This is a genomic window from Parasphingorhabdus litoris DSM 22379 (assembly GCF_020906275.1).
Taxonomy (GTDB): Bacteria; Pseudomonadota; Alphaproteobacteria; order Sphingomonadales; family Sphingomonadaceae; genus Parasphingorhabdus; species Parasphingorhabdus litoris.
This window is the reverse complement of the sequence record NZ_CP086727.1, coordinates 1071124-1093059: the sequence shown is the minus strand read 5'-3', so window position 1 is coordinate 1093059 and position 21936 is coordinate 1071124. Positions and strand designations below refer to the sequence as shown.

General features: G+C 54.5%; 9 protein-coding genes. All 9 read left to right on the top strand.

Annotated elements, in window-relative coordinates; translation table 11 throughout:
* Positions 1 to 89: 89 nt before the first annotated feature.
* The 9 genes from BS29_RS05265 (at position 90) to BS29_RS05225 (ending at position 21935) form a co-directional block, all read left to right on the top strand.
* Positions 90 to 1880, top strand: coding sequence for a ShlB/FhaC/HecB family hemolysin secretion/activation protein (locus BS29_RS05265; RefSeq protein WP_229956169.1), 1791 nt, complete (start codon positions 90 to 92; stop codon positions 1878 to 1880).
* A gap of 15 nt (positions 1881 to 1895) precedes the next feature.
* The gene (locus tag BS29_RS05260; protein WP_229956168.1) at positions 1896 to 10379 is read left to right on the top strand and encodes a hypothetical protein; all 8484 of its coding nucleotides are present in this window, start codon (positions 1896 to 1898) and stop codon (positions 10377 to 10379) included.
* 46 nt (positions 10380 to 10425) lie between these two features.
* On the top strand, positions 10426 to 11940 hold the full coding sequence (cysS, locus tag BS29_RS05255; protein ID WP_229956167.1) for a cysteine--tRNA ligase: 1515 nt from the start codon (positions 10426 to 10428) through the stop codon (positions 11938 to 11940).
* Positions 11937 to 12899 carry a D-2-hydroxyacid dehydrogenase gene (locus BS29_RS05250; RefSeq protein WP_229956166.1) on the top strand — a complete coding sequence of 321 codons (963 nt, stop codon included), beginning with the start codon at positions 11937 to 11939 and terminating at the stop codon, positions 12897 to 12899. The genes cysS and BS29_RS05250 overlap by 4 nt, the downstream gene beginning before the upstream one ends.
* A gap of 167 nt (positions 12900 to 13066) precedes the next feature.
* The gene (locus BS29_RS05245; RefSeq protein WP_229956165.1) at positions 13067 to 14713 is read left to right on the top strand and encodes an acetolactate synthase large subunit; all 1647 of its coding nucleotides are present in this window, start codon (positions 13067 to 13069) and stop codon (positions 14711 to 14713) included.
* 11 nt (positions 14714 to 14724) lie between these two features.
* Positions 14725 to 16161, top strand: coding sequence for an aldehyde dehydrogenase family protein (locus BS29_RS05240; RefSeq protein ID WP_229956164.1), 1437 nt, complete (start codon positions 14725 to 14727; stop codon positions 16159 to 16161).
* Between the two features lie 259 nt (positions 16162 to 16420).
* Positions 16421 to 17821, top strand: a complete 1401-nt coding sequence (locus BS29_RS05235; protein ID WP_229956950.1) for a cytochrome c family protein — start codon at positions 16421 to 16423, stop codon at positions 17819 to 17821.
* Positions 17821 to 19821, top strand: a complete 2001-nt coding sequence (locus tag BS29_RS05230) for a heme-binding protein (protein ID WP_229956163.1) — start codon at positions 17821 to 17823, stop codon at positions 19819 to 19821. Before BS29_RS05235 ends, BS29_RS05230 begins: the two co-directional genes overlap by 1 nt.
* Positions 19822 to 20138: 317 nt before the next feature.
* A complete protein-coding gene (locus tag BS29_RS05225; RefSeq protein WP_407673776.1) occupies positions 20139 to 21935 on the top strand; it encodes a hypothetical protein in 1797 nt (598 codons plus the stop codon).
* The last annotated feature ends 1 nt before the right edge of the window (position 21936 follow it).

Genomic DNA, 21936 nt, shown 5'->3' with positions numbered 1-21936 from the left:
ACGCCTTGAGGTGAGGGTCGAGGCGTGAAGCTAAAAATACATATTTCCATACGGGGTCGCGCGGGAAATATGAAAAACCGGGGAAGAATATGTCGCGAGCGCGCGCAACAAGAAAATTGGGATTATTAATATCTGCACCCGTCATTCTGGCGGCTCATAGCAATGTTTGGGCACAATCATCCATAGCCGCCCCCACGCGAGAGGAAATTCAGCGAGGGTTGCTGGGCGAAGCTGAAAAAGGCCAAGCGCAACCGCTCACGGTGGAGGGCGGCATTGAGCGATCAGCTTGTCCGCTTGCCAGCCCGGAATTTGCTGATGTGAAATTCACGCTGCAATCGGTGGACTTTAGCGGATTGGGCGTGGTCGACGCATCGATATTGCGATCGGCCTATACCGGTTATGTTGATCAGGAAGTGTCCGTCGCCGTGGTTTGCGAAATCCGTGATCGCGCTGCCACCATCCTTCGTGGAGCCGGCTATCTTGCTGCCGTGCAAGTACCGCCGCAAACGATCGAAGGCGGCAATGTCAAATTTGATGTTCTGCTTGCCCGAATGACATCTGTTCAGGTGCGGGGAGACGCTGGATCATCCGAAAAACTGTTGCAGCAATATATCGATCGGCTCACCAGCGAACCTGTTTTCAACATCGATGTGGCCGAGCGCTATTTGCTGCTTGCCCGCGATATTCCCGGACTGGATGTGCGCCTATCATTGCGTCCGGTAACCTCTAGTGCAGATGGTCGCCCCGGCGATGTGATTGGCGAATTCAACGTTGTCCGGACACCTGTCTATGTGGATGCCAATATTCAGAATTTCGGTTCCAAACAGGTCGGCCGATTTGGCGGGCTGGTTCGGGCGCGTTTCAACGGCATTACCGGTCTTGGCGATGAAACGACGGTCAGCGCTTATTCAACGGCTGACTTTAGTGAGCAACAGGTATTGCAAGCCAGTCATGAATTTCGGGTCGGCGGCGAGGGCCTGCGCTTTGGCGGTAATTTCACCTATGCGTGGACGGATCCTGATCTCCCGAACAATTTTGACATTGAGTCAGAAACCTTAGTCGCTGGTGTTTACGCGACATATCCCTTTATCCGCAAACAGACCCGCAATCTGTTCGGGACGATCGGCTTTGAATATATTGACCAGAAAACCGAAATCTTGGGCACGCGAACCAATGAGGATGATCTGAGCATCGCTTATGCCCGTCTCGACTTCAGCGAAATTGAGGCAGGCAGTATCTCCGGACGTGGTGGCTATTCCGCGTTCGAGCCCAAATGGGCCATGGCCGGATCGCTGGAATTGCGCCAAGGACTAGGCATATTGGGCGCTAGCGAGGGATGTGGTCCAGCCTTTGTGCGCTGTATTGGCCAAACCGTCATTCCGACCCGCGCGGATGGCGATCCCACGGCCTTTGTCGTCCGCGGCGAGGCGAAGCTTGACTATCGCCCTACCCCGCTGCTCGCGTTTACCTTGAAGCCGCGGTTTCAATATTCTCCCGACGCCCTTTTTTCATATGAAGAAATTTCCGGCGGTAACTACACGACCGGTCGGGGCTATGACCCAGGGACCATCATCGGTGATAGCGGCTACGGCTTACAGACCGAGGTGAGTTACGGCTCTCTGATACCAGAGTCACCCAATGGGACAGCCTGGCAACCCTATGTCTATTTTGATGCGATGGCGGTGTGGAACAAGAATTTCCCCGGCGATCCCCAAAAAATTTACTCCGCTGGTGGCGGTATCCGCGCAACCATCGGCCGCCAGGCCAGCCTGGACGTAATGGCGGTGGTGCCGCTGAAACGCGGACCTTTCCAGACCCGGCGCGACAGCGCGCGGGCGTTGATGACGCTGACGGTGCAACTCGCACCATGGTCGCGATAAGCGAGAAGGCGGCGAATGATGAACAGAGGCAAGATGATGACAAAGACCGGAAACAAGAGTCAGATCAGCGGTAATGCTATGAAAAAAAGCAGCAATAGGCCGACCAACGCCCCTTCGTTCAGCAAGTTGAAACTGCTGGCCAGTGGATCGTTTACCGCCGCGGCCATGATGCTTGCGCTGGCACCACAAAATGCACTGGCGCAGGCCGCCCCCTCACCCAGCGGCCATGCAGTCAATGCAGATCCTGTGCTTTCCGGTGGCAATTTTACGCTTGGCACCGGCAATTTCACGCCTGGTCCAACGTCCGATACCGTCACTATCAGCAGCGATCAGGTTATAATCGACTGGAATCTGGTCGATCAATCCGGTGGCGGTACAATCAACTTCTTACCGCGCGACAATGGTCTGGTTTTCAACCGCGACGGCGGGCTTGACTATACGGTCCTCAACCGTATCGTCCCGGCCGATCCAACCCGCGGCATCAGCATCAACGGCAATGTGGCCAGCCTCAGCAGCTTGGCGCCATTTATTGGCAATGTCTGGTTTTACAGTCCGGGCGGCGTCCTCGTCGGCGGTAATGCGAATATCAACGTTGGCTCATTGCTGCTGACGACCAACGCAATCGACACAACCGGCGGATTGCTCGGGCCATCTGGCGATGAAATTCGTTTTCGGGGGCCAGCCGCGCCAGTCGGCGGACCAATTCCGGCTGTAACGATTGCAAGCGGCGCGCAAATCAATGCCATTAGTCAAGGTAGCTATGTTGCAATGGTTGCGCCGCGCATCAACCAAGGCGGCACAGTCAATGTCAATGGATCGGTCGCTTATGTAGCGGCCGAACAAGCTGATATAACGATCGATTCCGGATTGTTCGATATCAGTCTCTTGGTGGGTTCCAGCGACCCCGTGGGTGTTTCGCATACGGGTACGACCACCGGCCCGGTTCGTAATCCTGATCCGGCTTTTAACGCAAACAAGGACAATCAGGCGATCTATTTCGCCGCGTTACCAAAAAACCAGGCTATGACGATGCTCCTGCAGGGTAGTATTGGCTACACGCCTGCAGCTACGGCAATGGAGGCCGACGGTAAAATCATCCTCAGCGCAGGCGGTGATATCGATTCTCGGGGCAGCAGCTTTTCCGACAATTTCACGGTGACCATTGAAGAAGAGGTGGATCCAACGATCAATGGCAGCTTTACCCTCAGCAGCCTCAATTTCAGCAATGACATTGAGGCATTCGCCAATAATGATATCGTCATTCAAGACCTTATCGGGGCAGGAGTTACCGGTGCACAGGGTATCAATGATCTCGATCTGACACTGACCGCGGGCGATTCCATCCGGATGGAAGCCGCCGGTGATAGTGCCAGCATCGACATTGATGGTGATGTAACACTGAACGCCGTAAACGGCGCACAAATCATTTCCAGAGCATTGTCATCCATCACCATCGGCGGCAGCCTGACTGTCAACGCCTTCTCTGAAACCCAAGGCGGAACGGTCGATATATTGGCCGCCGGCGAAGGCATCAGAGCATCGGGCTCCGGCGACATCATCATTGATGACGAATTTGTCGTCAATGCGCGCGTGACTGGCGTCGACAGCCGCCGCGCTGACGTAGATGATGGTACTGATACTTTTGGCGGTACGATCAATGTCGATATTCTCAACGGCGGCTTGTTGGATATTCACAGCGCTGCGGGAGGTAATAGCTCCTCATTCAATGCGTCAGCAGCACCAAATATGGGCCGTGTAACTGCTGGGGAATCCACCGGCGGAACAATTAACATAAACGTCAACGGAATCGGCAGCACATTTACAAATGGCTCTGGCCTTAACGTTAATGCAAATGGCGATTCCGGATCAAATTTCAGGGGCACAGCAGCGGGCGGCACTAACACCGGCGGTACGATTAACTTTGATGTCACGGACGGAATCGTCAATTCCCTATTCATGTCACTCAACGCCAGTGCGTCAGGTACAGGTAATGCGACCGGGAATCTGACGCCTTCGGAAAATGGTGCCAATGCCGGCAACATCATTGCCAATTTTACCAATGCTAACCTTAATCTCACTGGAAATCTTAATTTTGAAAGCAGCGCGAATGCCAATATCGGTATTGATGCCGCAGGGAATGAAATTGCTGGCCCAGCCACCGCTGGTGATTTGACAATCACCTTCGACAACACGGTGCTAAATGGCACTGGTTTACAGGTGAATACGGATCTTAGAGGCAACGGAACAGCCGGTGACATATCCGTTAACATCGTCAACGGATCCAACCTCACTTTCGCAAATGAATTCAATTTACAGGCAGAGGGCAACTCCCGAGCAGCTGGGATAGCCTCGAGCAGCGGAAATGTGAATCTGTTGATTGACAATGCAACTTTGGATTCGGCGCGCTTCGGACTTTCATCATCCCGATCAACAACTGCTCTAGCCAATGCCCCAACGGACGGAACCACAGGAACGGTCAATGTCACGGTTCAAAATAACGGCAACCTGACCGGAAGCCAGTTTTCCGTAACCGCTAACGCAATCTCGTCCACTCAGGGTGGTACCGGCACGGCGGGCGACATCATAATAAACGTCGATGGCGGGACAATCGACCTTGTCGATGGTCCCTTTAACGGTTCTTCCAGCCCGCCTTCTGTCAGTCTGTCAGCCAATGGTTCCGGACGCGGCAATGCCGCTGATGGTCTGGCTGCGGAACGCGGCCTCGGTGTTGGCGGCAATTTGACGCTAACCCTCAACAATGGCGGTACGTTCTCAGCCGAGAATTTCTTTGCCGCTGCCAATGGGTCTATTAACGATTTTTCGGAAGTTCCAATCGCCATCCGCGGCAATGGCGGCAATGGAGTCGGGGGCCAGACGATATTCAATCTCGTCGATGGAAATTTCTCTGCCAATGACGTGACCGTTTCGGCCGGCGGCACCGCCTCTTTCGGCGGTGATTCTGGGGCGTTTGGATTTCCTCAACCACCCGGCGTGGTCGGAAATGGTGGTGACGGACAAGGCGGCAATGTCGTCTTCAATCTCGACGGCGCCAATGTGACAGTCAACAACCTTACCGTATCCGCAGATGGTATTGGTGGGGCTGGCGGTAATGCCAGAGATGCCGAAGGTGTAAATGCAGGCAATGGCGGATCTGGTATCGCCGGTAATGCCACTTTCAATGCCAATTCAGGTAGCCTGACGGTCAACAACACTTTGGAAATCAGTTCTGGCGGCATTGGCGGCAGAGGCGGCGATGGCACTGGCGTTAATGCCGGAAGCGGTGGTGATTCACTAGGTGGCATTGCCACGCTCAATCTGGATGGGACGGCAACGATTTCGGCTCAGCTTGCTTCAATTTCCGCAAGTACGGAAGGCGGCCGTGGCGGTGATGCCTTGGTGGGTGCCCCGACACCGTCGCAAAGAGCAGGCGACGGCGGTAACGCGGTAGCCGGTAGCGCTGTTTTCAACAATAATAACGGCGATGTTACCTTCACCACCACACAAGTCTCAGCGGTGGGAACAGGCGGCGATGCCGGCAATGATCCCAACGCACCCGACCGGATTGGCCCCTATGGCGGTGTTACTCCGGCCGTTGGCTTCACCGGCCAGTCTGCAGGCAGTGGCGGTAATGGTACAGGCGGTAATGCTACAATAAACTTGCGGCAGGATGATGCCGTCAACCGGATCTACGTGGTTGATGCGCGCGGAGTTGGAGCAAAAGGCGGTGAAGGTAATAACGGCGGCAATGCTGGCTCAGGTATCGGGGGCACTGCCGTACTTAATATTACTGGCTCCGCTGTAACGCTAGAAAGTCCGATCATCACGGCAACGGGAACCGGTGGTATTGGCGGTATCGCTCGCACCGCGCCTGGCGATGGTGGCAATGGCGGTGATGCACAGGGCGGCGTCGCGCGGCTCGAAATTGTTGGCGCAGGTGCATCTTTGACCAATGTCGGCGACCCTCTTTTTAGCTCTGCCGATGGCTTTGGCGGCGCTGGTGGTCCCGGCTTTGGGATTTTCGGTAGCAATGGTGGCGATGGTGGTGATGGCGGTTCAGCGACTGGTGGCACATTGGAAATTGCGGTTCGAACAGGTGCCAGTTTTGCGCTTAGTGGCGGTCCTGAATTTACACTCTCTAGCACTGGTACTGGCGGCCAAGGCGGAACGGGCGGCTATTCATATGGCGGTAACAGCGGAAATGGTGGCGATGGCGGTGACGGAACGGGCGGCACTGCCCGTCTGCTGGCGCAAGGCGGAACGATTACCGGTAATGACGTAACCATTACCACCACCGGGCAAGGTGGTGATCCAGGCTTTCGCGGCGCACTGGGACTACCGGGCAATGGCATATATGGTACTGATGGTGCCGGCGGCTTCGGTACTGGCGGTACCGCCGCTTTGGAAGTTCAGGAAGGCAGCCCTGGCATTTTAACGCTGGGTAACGTCACATTATTGGCTAACGGATTGAATTTCGGAGACGGATCCATTGCTACCGGCATAGGCGGCCGGATCGAGATTACCGACACATCAATTGATCCAGCTGGCCTGATAACGCTTGGCTCTTTGAACGCCGAAGCTTTGGCAGGCATAGGACCTTCCAGCGGCTTTTTCATGAGCGGCAATAGCGGAGCCATAACTGTCCTGGGCGATTTGAACGTCGATGTTGCCGGCAATATAGAATATGACTTTGATGGCACCGGACAGCTGACAGTTGGTGGTTTCGCCGATTTGCGTTCAAATTTGGGATCGATCCTGGTGGATCACACCAACAACGCGGCGTCGATCATATCCATCGATGTGGTTTCCGATTTTAATGCCGACGCGGCGCTCGACTTTAACAGCATGGCGGGATCTATCCTCCAATCGGGCACCAGCATCGATGTAAATGCAGGCGCGAATATCTTTGCCAATGATTTGCGCGCCGATGGCCTCATTAATCTGACGGCCGCACAAAATGTCACGCTAAATGACGGCTCTGTAACCGGCCCACCTGAAGTATCGCCGATTGGTGCAAGTCTGATCGTAAGTTCGGGCATTTTCATTGAAGCGGGCCTTGATCCCACACCAACGCCTACACCAGTCTATGATCCCAGCTTCGATGCTACGATCACAGGCGATGTCAGCTCGACAGGTGCTATTCGGGTCGTGGCTGGGGGCAACGCCATTTTCCAGACGGGCAGCACCAGCGTATCCGACAATGGCTTCTTTATCGCTACAGGTGATGATATCATCATACAAACCGGTGCGCGCGTGGAAGCAGCCGCCAATCCTGCGGACACACCTAATTTGGGTTCGCCGTTTGAAAACCCCAATAACCTGATATTGCAGGCTGGCGGGTTGGTGCCTGATCTCATTTCAACGCCGCTGACACCCATCGCCTCGATCGTGGCAGCAGGCACAATTGATGCGAATGAGTTTGCAGTGGTGATGACAGCCGATGCCATGGACGGCCTTGGCGGAACAATTGCAGCCAGTTCCATCAGAGCCGATATTATTGATGCGCCTTCCAATGCCGTAATTGCAGCAATTGGTCAGTCCGATGATAATGGCTTGCTTAGCGACGACTGCTTAGAGGGCAATCTCTGCCTTGGCGCGCTTGATGCGGACAATATTGTTGAAATCGGCCAGATTGGCGTCCCAATTCAGGCGGTTATTGAAAATGGCGACATAATTGCCAATCGGATATTGGTATCGACACGCCGTGATCTTGTGATGGGCGCGGACGGCATTCCCTCGCGCTTTATCGCCAGCGACGAAATTTTCGTAAACAGCACCGAAGGCAATGTGAACCTGCGCGATGCAGAGCTCACCAGCGGCTTGCTTGGCATTGAAGCAGCCGGCAGTTTGTTGGGCTCAGGGTCGCTCAATAGCGCAAACGACATAGGTATCACCGTTGGCGGTGATATATCCGCCGCTGTTATCAATACCGGCGGCGAGCTGACCACCGTAAATGAGCGCGGCGATATATTGGAAGGCTTCTATTCGGTCCCGGGCAGCATGAATGTTGGCGTTTTGACGGTTGGGGTCGGTGATGTGAACTATGATGCCGGTGGCAATTTCAGTTTTGATCAGATCAATGTGCCTGATTCCGACATAATATTAGACGCACCTGGATCCGTTTTCTTGGGCGCTACGTCCGGCGCACAAAATATCGATATCAACGGCGGCGACATAACAGTCGGCAGCATTGACGCAGGCGTTGATATATTTCTTTCCTCTGGCGATTTCATTGACTTCGGATCTGTGGATGCCGGAAATATGCTCGACCTCAGCGGCAGCGATATCACAGGTGATATTCTCGCCGCCGGTACGACGATCATGGTTGTAGGCACCGGCAATCTGTCCATTGGCAACGTAATCTCTGGTAATGAAACCTTCCTCGAGGGCACATCAATAACATTGAACGGTGCCGATACCGGGGACAATGGTGATCTGCGGTTTACCGAAGGACTGCGCCTTCGCGCGCTCGATGGAGACATCAATATCGGCGGCGATCTGGATATTTCGCGCACCGGAGACTTTTTCGCCTCCGGCGACATTATCTTCGGTGATGTCGATGTGACCAGCAAAATACCTTCTGGGCTGGACTTGCGGTCGCTCGGTTCCGTTATTTTTGGCAATGTGACGTCCGATTCCTTCATTAGCGTCCGGGCCGATGGTAACTTTACCGCCGAGACCGTCGCAGCCGGCACGTTCCGGGCATTTGTTGATGGGCTGATCGATGTCACAAGCGCCGAAATTGTCAGCAGCAATTTTGATGCTGATTTGGGCGTTGAAATTGGAGAGTTGATCGGTGGTTCTGCGGTGTTGCGGTCTTCTGACGGGGATGTAGCAGTGCGTGACAATGCCATGCTCACCAATACAGTCCGCGCCATCGGCAATAACGTGTTTCTCAGGTCCGATGGGGCGATGAGAGTCATTGCCACTGCCAATGCTGGGAATATAAATATTGTTACCCAAGGCAACCTGGTGGTTGATGATGCCAGTGCAACAGGCAACATCCAGCTGACAAGCTTGGCGGGTAGCGCAGAACTGAACGAACTCATTATCGTTGGAAGTGGCGCTGGCAACTCGCCCGCAGGCATTAGTGGCCAAGCCGTCGTAAGCGCCAATGGCAATATCGATGTAACGGCAGCGGTTGACGTTGCGATCAATGATACCGTCAACGCGAATAATGCTTTGACCATCACAGCTGGCAATCTGATCGATATTCAGGCGCTTGCGACTGGAATGACCATCGACCTGTCATCGGCCAATATCAATATTGGTTCATCCGGACAGCTTGGCGAATTTACGCAGACCAATGATATTTTCATTGAAAGCAACGGGGCCAATCAGGCGCTTTTGGGCGGCGCCTCCGATCTTGGTGGCTATACTCTGGACAATTTTGAATTTACGCGGATCCAGTCCAATCAGGATTTGACATTTTTTGTTCAGTCGACCGGCCTTTCAACACCTGATCTTATCATCCAGGATTTGACGGTGCAGGCGGGCGACAATGTCAGCGGACCACAAACGGCCAATATTGGCTTCTCTGGCACATTGACGATTGATTCCGGTCAATCCACGAGGGTCGACGGCAATCTTAATCTGACCAATGCATCTGGCGGCACCACGCTCAACATGACATCCCTTGATGATCTCAGGATTAATGCCAATGGCGGTCTGATCCAGATTACCGATACCAATGGCGGTTTTGGTGGTGTTGGTTTGATGACGCTGACGGCGCAAAACATCTATGCCATGACTGATCAGGCCTTTGCCGATATCGCAGGCCTTGGCGTAGATGCTGTCGATCTTCGTCTGCAAAATAATGATGGCGTCGATCTCGACGGTGGCTTGATCCGCGGCGGGATTGCGCAATTCGCGGTCGATGGTGATCTGTTCATTCAGAATACAGCGCCTGGCACCGCTTTTGGTGAACGCCGCGGTTTCACGGTCGACAGTTTGACCATCAATGGGCTTAGCGCAGGCAGCAATGCGAATATTGTCATCAATGGCATCGTTGGTGGAGACACCGGGATCGACACAATTTTCGCAACAGACACTGTGGTTGGATTTGACAACGCTTCCACAATAAATGGCTGCGTAATAATCGATCCGTCCAGCTGTGGCGCGCCAACTCCGACGCCCACTCCAACTCCAACACCGACGCCTACCCCCACTCCAACACCAACACCTACGCCAACACCTACGCCAACACCCGATCCATCTCCTGATCCGGAAATCGACGATCCAGTACAGGATATCATTGAGGAGGAAGTGACACCAAATGAAGATGGCACAGTGGTCAGTGATCCGTTCGAAACAAATCTCATCGAACTCAAGGAAAATGAGGAATATGTGGATGATCCGTTGATTGACGAGCCGGTTACTGGTGCGGGCAATGACGATCTGTGGGTTGGCGAAGAAGAGGAAAATGGCGAGTGCGCCGAAGGGGATGAATCCTGTGGTCAGGGCGGTCCCACCGAGGATGAAGAACTCGAACCTGCGGAATGAATTGATCGGTTGACCTATTGCACCGCAAACCATTAGGCGGTGAACCATGCAAGAGACAACCGATCATCCACTGAAACTATTCAACAGCCTGACGCGGAAGCTGGAGCCATTCGAGCCGGTTCATGACGGGGAGGCCCGCGTTTATACATGCGGACCGACGGTTTATAACTATCCGCATATTGGCAATATGCGCGCCTATGTCTTTGCTGATTTGCTCGGGCGAACATTAAGCTGGAAAGGTTACAAGCTGACCCATGTCATCAACATTACCGATGTCGGCCATCTGACCGACGATGCGGATGATGGCGAGGACAAGCTGGAGAAAGCGGCGGCAGAGCGTGCGCAGTCCATCTGGGATATCGCGAAACATTATACCGAAGCTTATTGGGAAGATATCAAAGCGCTGAACATTCGCCAGCCGGCCCATTGGTCGATCGCAACCGACTATGTTCCCCAGATGATCGACTATGCCAAGGGCATTGCCGACAAGCATTGCTACGAACTGGACAGCGGCCTGTATTTCGATGTCTCAACTGTCGCCGATTATGGCAGCCTCGCTCGCGCAGCAACCGAAGATGGAGAGGGCCGGATCGACGCTGTAGAGGGCAAACGTAATGCGGCTGATTTCGCGATCTGGCGCAAGACGCCCGAAGGCGAAACCCGGCAGATGGAATGGGACAGCCCGTGGGGCAAAGGAGCACCAGGCTGGCATCTGGAATGCTCGGTGATGTCAGAAGCCTTGCTTGGCCTGCCCTTTGATATTCATACCGGCGGTATTGATCATCGTGAGATTCATCACCCCAATGAAATTGCCCAGAACCAGGCCCATAGCGGCTGCGACCACAGCGGGGCGCGTTTTTGGATGCACAATAATTTCCTGATCGACCGGGCTGGCAAAATGTCCAAGTCAGCGGGCGAATTTCTGCGCCTGCAATTGCTGATCGACAAGGGCATTCATCCCCTCGCCTATCGCCTGATGTGCCTGCAAGCCCACTATCGCAGCGAATTGGAATTTAGCTGGGACAACTTGGTAGCTGCATTGACCCGGCTAAAGCGCATCCTGATGAGCGTGGAACGGCTGAAGGATCGGATTAAAGATCGTCATCCCGAACTTGTTTCGGGATCTGGAAGCATCGACAGTGAGATCCTGAAACAAGTTCAGGATGACGAACGGGTATTGCATCCCAAGCTTGCCGAGATGCGTGATCAATTGGACGCCGCGATGAGCGACGATCTTAACAGCTGTCCGGTCATTCCACTGTTGGAAGACTTACTCTCACTCAAAAAAATCGATCCCGTCCAGCGTATGACGCTACTACAGGAAATCGACCAGATATTGGGTCTCGAACTGGAAACATTGACCCGCACCAATCTCCGGTTACGCCCAAAGGCGGCAGCGGTCACCGAGGAAGAGATTGAGCAAAAGCTGGATCTGCGCCAGAAAGCCAAAGCAGACAAGGATTTCGCCGCAGCCGATGCGATCCGCGATGAACTGATTGCGCAAGGCGTCGAACTTATGGATGGCGATCCGCTACGCTGGGAATGGAGCATTTCGATATGAGCAAACCTATAGCCGCTATGGCCTCTCTCGTTCGTCCCCTGGTCGAACCGCATTGCGGCGATCTTGATGTCACCTGGTTCACCAGCACCGAGGAAGCCCTTGCAATCGCGCCCCATGCCGAAATCGGTTGGTTCGACATGTATGACAAGGAAAAGATGGCGCAGGTACTTGCTGCGGCAACCAATTTGAAATGGCTCAACAGCATCTATGCCGGGGTGGAGCATTTTCCTCTCGACCAGCTTAAACAGCAAGGCACGATTGTCACCAACGGGGCCGGATTGAACAGCTCCCCCATCGCGGAATTTGTGGCCATGGGCATGCTCTCCGCGGCCAAACGGACCGACAAATTGCTGGAACTTCAAGGGCAGCAGGAATGGCCGGAGCAAGCACCAGGCACGACCGAGCTGGCAGATGGCAAGGCTCTAATCATCGGCTATGGCGGTATCGGCCAGCAGGTGGCGAAAAAACTGTCGGGGTTCGAGATGGATGTCACAGCCGTCCGCCGGACCGCCAGTGATGATCCTGCCGGACTGGGAACGGAAGTGATCGGCACTAACGACTGGCAAGCCCGGCTCGGAGAGTTTGACTGGGTGATCGTCTCCGCGCCTGCCACGACAGAAACGCAGAAGCTTTTGGGGGCGGATGAATTCGCCGCGATGAAACCATCAGCCTGGTTGATCAATGTCGCTCGCGGGTCACTGGTTGATCAGCCTGCATTGGTAGAGGCGCTGAATGGAAAGACCATTGGCGGAGCGATGCTGGATGTCACCGATCCCGAACCTTTACCGAAAGGCGATCCTTTGTGGACGGCCGAAAATTGTTTTATCACAATGCATGTTTCCGGCGTCGCCCAAACCCGTATGTTCCAGCGCGCCGCCGCACGCTTTGTCGAAAATTTGAAGCGCTATCAAGCAGGCAGCGATATGATCGCCATGGCTGACCTCGATCGTGGTTATTAGAGCTTTCAGGAATTTTGCGATTGATACGTGACACGGATGTAGATTTAACTTATCAACCAACAGCATAGGGGTAGGGATGAGTCTTTTTCTGGAGGGGAAAAATCGTTCCGGGGTCGTTGCCATAAACTTGAGCAATTACTGATCATATCGATCAGGAAAGGACCCACATGACCAAAGCATCTGATTTATTCGTCCAATGTCTTGAAAATGAAGGCGTGGAATATCTTTTCGGCGTTCCCGGCGAAGAAAATCTCGACATGCTTGATAGCCTTTCACGCTCCAAGAAAATTGAATTGATCCTGACCCGGCACGAACAGGGCGCGGGTTTCATGGCAGCGACTTACGCAAGGCACACGGGCAAAACCGGAGTGTGCATGGCAACGCTTGGCCCCGGGGCAACCAATCTGGTCACTGCAGCTGCCTATGCGCAGCTTGGCGGCATGCCGATCCTGATGGTTACTGGCCAAAAGCCGATCAAGAAATCCAAGCAGGGCCGCTTCCAGATTCTCGATGTCGTCGACATGATGGGTCCGATTACAAAGTTCACACATCAACTGGCCTCTGCGGACAATATTCCCAGCCGTGTGCGTGAAGCCATCCGTTTGGCCGAAGAAGAAAAACCCGGTGCGTCTCATATCGAGTTTCCGGAAGATGTGGCGGACGAGCAGACCGATTCCGTGCCAATCAAGCCCAGCCTCTCGCGCCGTCCGATTGCTGAAGCCAAGGCAGTACGCGCAGCGACCAAGAAAATTGAGAGCGCCAAGTCTCCCATCCTGGTCATTGGCGGCGGTGCCAACCGTACCACGACCGGACGGATGCTGACCCAGTTTATCGAGAAAACTGGCATTCCCTTTGTCACCACACAATTGGGTAAAGGCGTTGTTGATGAAACCAACAAGGAATTTATGGGCTGTGCCGCTTTGTCAGCAAATGACTTCGTGCATAGCGCGATTGAATCCGCAGACCTGATCATCAACGTTGGCCACGACGTGATCGAAAAGCCGCCATTCTTCATGAAAGACGGCGGCACCGAAGTGATCCACGTTTCGATGAACACGGCCGAGGTCGATCCGGTCTATTTCCCGCAGATTGAGGTCATTGGCGATATTGGCAACGCGATCTGGCAGATGAAGGAAGATATTGTTCCATCCGGTTCGTGGAATTTCGATGCCATGTACAAAGCGCGGGCGGCCGAAGAAGAGCATACTGCGACCATGGACGATGACATGCGTTGCCCCATCTATCCGCCGCATCTGGTGAAAGTGATCCGCGAACAAATGCCTGCCGATGGTATTATCTGCCTCGACAATGGCGTTTATAAAATCTGGTTTGCGCGCAACTACAAGGCGCGTCAGGCGAACACCGTGTTGCTTGATAACGCTCTGGCAACCATGGGCGCTGGCCTGCCGTCTGCCATGGCATCCGCGATGGTCTATCCCGACCGAAAGGTCATGGCGATCTGCGGTGATGGCGGGTTCATGATGAACAGTCAGGAGATGGAAACAGCGGTTCGGTTGAAGCTGAATATCACGGTGCTGATTCTCAATGACAGCAGCTATGGCATGATCCGCTGGAAACAAGCCAATATGGGTTTCAAGGATTGGGGCCTGACCTACGACAATCCAGATTTCGTCAAATATGCCGAAAGCTATGGCGCTCATGGTCACCGTATCACCAGCGCGAAAAACCTGCAGGAAACGATCGACAAATGCCTGAACAGCGAAGGCGTGCATTTGATCGATTGTCCTGTGGACTATTCGGACAATGACCGTATCCTCAACAATGAGATCAAGGAACTCAGTGCGAAGATTTAAGAGGATAGATCATGACAAAACTCAAAGACGTTTATCCGCTTTATCTCAATAACGTAGCCGCCCAGCCGAATACCGATCTGGAAGTCACGGACAAGTTTACCAATGAGGTCGCTTTCCGGACAGCACTGGCAACGCCGGATGTTATTGAAGAAGCCATTGCCGGGGCGGTTGAAGCTGCCGAGCCAATGGCGCGCATGGCGAGCTATGAACGGCAAAATGTACTGCAGCATTGCGTCACCCGCTTTCAGGAACGTTATGATGAACTCGCTTATTCGCTTTGTGTCGAAGCAGGCAAACCCATCAAGGATGCCGAAGGGGAAGTCGGCCGGCTGATCGATACGTTCCGGATAGCTGCCGAGGAAGCGGTCCGCAATTACGGAGAAGTCCAGCCGCTTGACATTTCGGAGCGCGCCAAGGGCTATCAAGGCATGTGGAAGCGCGTACCGATCGGACCGTGCAGTTTCATTTCACCGTTCAACTTTCCGCTGAACCTTGCGGCGCATAAAATCGCCCCAGCCATTGCCGTGGGTTGTCCCTTTGTCATGAAACCGGCATCTAAGACGCCGTTGGGTGCCATCATCATGGGCGAAGTCTTGGCCGAAACCGATCTGCCCAAAGGCGCTTTTTCAATATTGCCCGCCAGCCGCGATGGTGCAGACCTGTTCACCGTTGATGAACGCCTGAAGCTGCTGTCCTTCACCGGTTCTCCTGGTGTGGGCTGGGACCTCAAAGCTAAGGCAGGCAAGAAGCCCGTCATCCTGGAACTGGGCGGCAATGCTGCGGTCATTGTCGATCATGATGCTGATCTGGACGATGCGCTGGAGCGTATCATTTTCGGCGCTTTCTATCAGTCGGGCCAAAGCTGTATCGGTGTCCAACGGATCATAATTCATGAATCTGTCTACGACACTTTCAAGGATATGCTGGTCGCCAGAACCAAAACCCTGATTGCCGGTGATCCTAAAGACCGCGATACCTTCATTGGTCCGATGATTTCCGAAGGGGAAGCCAAACGCCTCCATGACTGGATTGATCAGGCCGTTACGGGTGGGGCGACGCTGCTGTGCGGCGGTAATCGCACCGGCAATATGCTGGAAGCCACATTACTAGAAAATGTGGATCGCAATGCTGCTGCCAATCGTGAGGAAGCTTTTGGCCCGCTCGCACTGCTCTCCAAGTTCAGCGATTTCAACGCGGCACTGGATGAAGTTAACGATAGTAAATTTGGGCTTCAGGCAGGTATCTTTACCCGTGACCTGTTCAAAACCTTGGATGCATGGGATCGGCTTGATGTCGGCGGCGTCGTGATTAACGACGTGTCATCCTATCGCGTTGACAATATGCCTTATGGCGGCGTCAAGGATAGCGGCTTAGGCCGAGAAGGTATCAGATTCGCGATGGAGGATATGACTGAAATTCGGAATCTGGTCATCCGGCGCAAAGTCTGACAACCGAATCACGTTACAAAGCAATTCTCATGAACGTGCAGTCAAACCACATCAAAGTGGTAAATCGGCAACGTTTGAACAGCAGGTAAAGCAAAAACAGTGATGCAAGTCATAGAAAAACCATCATATTCGAGGTTTTTTACCGTTGCATTGAGCTTTCAATGAAGCATAATAGAATGCACAAAGACAGTTAACGACTAGGGTCGCGTCGAGCTTACAGAGGGGCCTGGTTTTCGGACCAGGAAAAGCAACGATGCAAATGGGGAAAATTCTGTCGTGGAGACATAGCTGGTCCGTGCTGGCCGCTAGCCTATTCTGCTTTGCGCTTGCCGGCGTAGCTCTTTTCATATCTTCAGTCGCAACACCTGCCCCTGTCGAAGCAGCGCAGGATTTATCCAGCGGAACCTATATGGGCGTAGCGACTTGCGGCAGCACCACTTGCCATGGCCGGCAGGAAGCTGACGGCGAAATCGTACGTCAGGACGAACTGATGCGCTGGCAAGAGGAATCAACACCCGGCGGCGCCCATAGCCGGGCCTTTCGCGTTCTTCGCGAACCGCGCAGCATCGCCATGGCCAAGCGCCTCGGTATCAAGGATGCCGCCTCTTCGGAACAATGCCTGGGCTGCCACAGCACTCCGGCAGCAAAAAAAGGCCCTCGTTTTCAACTCAGTGACGGCGTTGGCTGCGAGGCCTGCCATGGTCCTTCATCCGGCTGGCTATCCGCTCACTATGCCGTTGGTGCAAACCACGCAAAAAATGTTTCGCTGGGCCTGACACCGCTGGAAAATCCGAAGGCACGCGCCAGCAATTGCCTCGATTGTCACTTTGGCAGCGCCAAGAACGGCCAGTTTGTTGATCACCGGATCATGGCGGCCGGCCATCCCCGCATCTCATTCGAGCTGGACCTGTTTTCCACCTTGCAACAGCATCACGATGAAGATGTGGATTATGTCAGGCGCAAAGGGAAGACCAACGCCGTCCGCTTCTGGGCCGTCGGTCAATCTATGGCGCTGGAACGCTCACTCAATCTCTTTTCCAAACCCGCCTTGGCTCAGGAAGGTCTCTTCCCGGAATTCTATTTCTATGATTGCCATAGCTGCCACCGCCGCATCTATGATGACGCATCGGCGCGTCCGACATCAATCAACAATCCCGGTCGTCCCATTCCAGAAGGCATGCCGCCTTATAATGACGAGAATATGATCATGCTGAGCGCCGCCATTAAAGTAGCCGCGCCGGATTTGGCTACACAATTTGAGGCCCGGTCCAAGGCATTTCATGCGGCCATGGGTAAAGGTCGGGCGCCAGCGGTTCAAGCCGCAGCACGATTGCGTCAAACGGCTCAGACACTGGCTGATCGCTTCTCCAGAGCCAGCTTTGGCCGGGATCAAACCTTCCGGATCATGGAAACCATTGCCGGACAAGCGATCTCTCCGCGCTTCACCGATTATGAGGGGAGCGTACAGGCGGTCATGGCGATCGATACCCTGCTCAACGGGCTGGTAAATAGCGGCCAGGTTAGCGAATCTGCCGCCGCCAGTCTGCGCGGCCAAATCAATGTGGCCTATAAAGCCGTCGATGAACCCAACAGCTACAAGCCGCTGCAGTTCCGCCGGGCGCTGGGCAGTGCGGTCAGAACCATAAGGGCATTGCGATAATGCGGAAGTTTCGTTTCACCGCTGCGATTTCGGCGGCTGCCTTGGTGCTGACCTCTTGTGGAGGCGGCGGCGGCAGCAATGACTTTGGTGGTACGCCATCGCCCGCTCCTGCGCCAACACCGACACCAACGCCCAATCCAGTTGATGGCAATGGGGGAGCTTTTGCCCCTCCCGCCCAAGAATCGCTTTCTGTTACCGATGTGCAAACCGTCATAGCGCAAGCCGTCGGCGAAGCGACAGCGCGCAATCTCCCTTCTGTCATCGCGGTGACAGATCGGGTTGGCAATGTTCTGGCCGTATTTGAAATGAACGGTGCGCGCGCAGTCGCAACAACTAGCGCTCGAACGGCATTGGGAACAATAAACAGTCCCGGTATTGATGTGCAGGGCGTCGATGTGCCTGCCGCAGCTGGAGCAATCGCCAAAGCGGTAACCGGCGCCTATCTCTCCAGCTCTGGCAATGCTTTTTCAACCCGCACGGCGAGCCAGATCGTGCAGGAACATTTTCCGCCCGCTCCAACGGCGGCGGGCTTGGAAAGCGGTCCGCTTTTTGGGGTGCAGTTCAGCCAGCTGCCTTGCTCGGATCTCAACCAGCGCTTTGGCAACGCCGGTGCAGCTGCGCTGATCGGGCCAAAGCGTTCCCCGCTGGGATTATCGGCTGACCCAGGCGGCTTGCCGCTCTATAAAAACGGTGTCGTCGTCGGCGCGATCGGCGTCATGGGTGACGGCGATTATGGTTTTGATTCCAATATTCTCGATGTCGATGTCGACGATGAGGAAGCCATTGCGTTGGCCGGTATTCAGGGCTTTGCGCCGCCTGCTGCGATCACTGCCAACCGAATATCGGTGGACGGCACGTCTTTGCGCTTTAGTGATATGGTCGTCGGCGATCTTTCACCGCTGCAAAACAATTTTGCCGCCATTAACGGCACGTCCGGCAACCTGATTGCAGTAACCGGCTACACAGCTGGCGCGATCATAGCTGGTACAGCCTATGGCACTGAAGGTTCGGGGATCCGGGCATCAACTGCAGCAGAGTTCCAGAACCGCGATGCCTTTATACTGTCCGATGGCACAGGCACCAACCGCTTCCCGATCCGCGCCGCGACAGACGGTGCCAGTGTAGCAGCGCCGCTCACCGAATCAGAGACGCGGGCAATATTGGAAGAAGCGTTCATCATCATGTCCCGCGCGCGCGCGCAAATCCGGCAACCGCTGGACAGCCGCGCGCAGGTGTCCATTTCCATCGTCGATACGCATGGCGAAATACTTGGGATTGTCCGGTCGCCCGATGCTCCGATTTTCGGTACCGATGTCTCGCTGCAAAAGGCTCGCACGGCTTCGTTTTTTTCCAACAGCGCTGCGGCATCCGATCTGCTGGGCAATCCCGATACCGATGTTGCTGCCTTTGTACAGCGCGTTCGCACGTTCCTGAATGATCCCAATGCGCTAACAGGCACGGTCGCCTTTGCGGATCGGTCCGGTGGTAATCTCGCTCGACCTTACTTTCCCGACGGCGAACTGGGGCGTCCCCCCGGACCGCTATCGCGTCCGATCGCGGACTTCAATCCATTGGCAACCGGTCTGCAAGCAGCCTTGATCTTTCCCAATCTCGGCCAGCATCTGGCCTTTGTAACCGGTGCTTCGCCAACCGACACACCGATGCGCTGCACCAACACGCCGGATGCCGCAGCAGGACAGAATCGGCTTGAAAATGGCATCCAGATTTTCCCCGGCAGCGTTCCAATCTATCGAGGTGATCAGCTTGTCGGGGGTCTTGGTGTATCCGGCGATGGTATTGATCAGGACGACATGATCAGCTTCCTTGGTCTGCACAATGCTGGCTTGCGCGTTGGCGGCATTGGCAATGCGCCCAAGGCCATTCGCGCTGATAACGTCGTCGTTGATCTTGGCGATGCGCAGGTGCGTTTGCGCTATGTAAATTGCCCGTTTGCGCCGTTTCTCGACACTGACGACCAAAATGTTTGTGAGGGGTTGTAAAGCACGTGTCGGCGCTATCCTCCTCTTTCCTGCCAATTATGACGGTGATGTCGGGTCAAGCCGAACAGATGGAGGCACAGCGGCTATCCATTGAGGAAATGGAGACATCGCTCACCGCTTTGTTGGCGAGCGAACAGTTTGACTGGATGCGCGTCGAAAATTCGGATTTTGATCTCGCCGAGATAGACGCAGGCGCAGGCATGTTGGGCGTCGACGGGCCCGATCCTGAAGAAGAGGCCGTAGTCAAAGCAGCCGAACCACCCGCTGCAGCCTCGGCGACAACGGAACCCGAGGTTGCCCAGCCAGAACAGCTGGAAATGGATTTTGACGGCCTTGATGCTGACGAAGCGCTGATTGATGGCCGCCGCCGTCCGGGTGTTCCCAAGGAACTGCCGGACCGTGTGACTCAGAATAATCCCGGTGCGGTCAGCGCTCCACCACCAGAAGCTTTCCCTACCGACGAGTTTCCCGTTCCCGACCGCTGGCGGATATTGCAAACGCTATGCCCGCAAAAGGGCGGTGATCAGTCGATCTATAAAGTTTTCGGCGCGCTGAAAAATAATTGCAGCAATACATCCAACCCCTATGCGCAAAATGTGCTAAAGGGCGACAAGCCGATACCAGCAGACAAGAAACCATCCTTCCTGAAGGGCGACGACTGGTTCTTTGTCGTCAACGCGATTTCCGACACAGTGATCGAACCGCGCAGCTTCCCGATCCCGGTTGGCGTGCAAACGACAGAGCGAGACAATAGCATCGACGTGTTCGGCCGATCGGGTTCCGAAGTCTATGCGCAGACTTTCATCACCGGCGTGGCGCTGATCAAAGGTTCAACTGCTTATAAGCCACCTGATGTCGAGTATCGCCTGACGCTGGCTACACAGATCAACCATGTGAACGTTCCGGAACGCCGCGTGCTGTTTGTCGAACCTTCAAAAACCTCCAACCGCACCGACTGGTTTGTCGGCGTGCAGGAGGCGTTTTTCGACTATCACATCCGCAACACCTCAGCGCGTTATGACTTCGACAGTTTCCGCATAGGTATCCAGCCGATGCAAGCTGATTTCCGCGGCTTCCTGTTCCAGGATAACCAGTTGGGTTTCCGCTTGTTCGGCACGCGCGACAATAACCGCGTTCAATATAATCTTGGCGCCTTTGTGCAGCTGGAAAAAGACACCAATAGCGGCCTTAACGATATCACTCAGACACCACGCGATAGCTATATTTTCTTCGCCAATCTCTATCGTCAGGATTTGCCATTTGTCGGGCTGACCAGCCAGTTCAGCGTCACCTATAATATGAACCGCGAAAAGAACGATATCGAGATTGACGATAACGGCTTTCCGGTTCGCCCTGCGCTGATTGGTGATTTGCGGGGCCGGGCCTACGATGTTGTATATCCCGGCTATGCGGTCGATGGCCGTATCGGTCGGATCAACGTAACCGGTCAGATTTATGGTGCTTTCGGTGAAGATCGCAACAGCATCTTTACTAGTGAACCGGCCAGGATCGCCGCCTATTTTGCAGCAGCAGAGGCCAGCTATGATGTCGACTTCCTGCGCTTTCGGGCATCCGGTCTGTTCGCCAGCGGTGACGGCAATCCTTACAATAATACCGAAGCCGGGTTTGACGCGATTTTTGAGAACCCGATCTTTGCCGGCGCCGACACCAGCTACTGGATCCGGCAGACTATTCCCTTTGCGGGCGGCGGGCGCGCAATCAGCATTAATGGCCGAAATGGCATCCTTAACTCCCTTCGATCATCGAAGGAACAGGGCCAAAGCAACTTTAACAACCCCGGCACGATATTGGCAGGCGTCGGCGTGGACGCGGACCTCACACCGGATTTCCGTCTGTCCGCCAATGCCAATCATCTCTGGTTCCACAAAATTGAAAGCCTAGAAGCGCTGCGCGTTGAGGGATCAATACCAAAGGATATCGGTTGGGACCTTTCAGCGGCGGCCATTTACCGCCCCAACGCCAATCAGAACATCGTTTTCCGCTTATCCGGTGCTGCGCTGCTCCCCGGCAAAGGTTTCGAAGATTTATTCGATCAGACGGACAAACGTGATTTCCATTATTCCATTCTTTTCAACGCGATACTGGCCTTCTGAT

What these genes read in the sequence shown, in the direction of transcription:
- BS29_RS05265 (WP_229956169.1), top strand. Translation starts at nt 90, where the DNA reads ATGTCGCGAGCGCGCGCAACAAGAAAATTGGGATTATTAATATCTGCA.
- BS29_RS05260 (WP_229956168.1), top strand. Translation starts at nt 1,896, where the DNA reads ATGATGAACAGAGGCAAGATGATGACAAAGACCGGAAACAAGAGTCAG.
- cysS (WP_229956167.1), top strand. Translation starts at nt 10,426, where the DNA reads ATGCAAGAGACAACCGATCATCCACTGAAACTATTCAACAGCCTGACG.
- BS29_RS05250 (WP_229956166.1), top strand. Translation starts at nt 11,937, where the DNA reads ATGAGCAAACCTATAGCCGCTATGGCCTCTCTCGTTCGTCCCCTGGTC.
- BS29_RS05245 (WP_229956165.1), top strand. Translation starts at nt 13,067, where the DNA reads ATGACCAAAGCATCTGATTTATTCGTCCAATGTCTTGAAAATGAAGGC.
- BS29_RS05240 (WP_229956164.1), top strand. Translation starts at nt 14,725, where the DNA reads ATGACAAAACTCAAAGACGTTTATCCGCTTTATCTCAATAACGTAGCC.
- BS29_RS05235 (WP_229956950.1), top strand. Translation starts at nt 16,421, where the DNA reads ATGGGGAAAATTCTGTCGTGGAGACATAGCTGGTCCGTGCTGGCCGCT.
- BS29_RS05230 (WP_229956163.1), top strand. Translation starts at nt 17,821, where the DNA reads ATGCGGAAGTTTCGTTTCACCGCTGCGATTTCGGCGGCTGCCTTGGTG.
- BS29_RS05225 (WP_407673776.1), top strand. Translation starts at nt 20,139, where the DNA reads ATGGATTTTGACGGCCTTGATGCTGACGAAGCGCTGATTGATGGCCGC.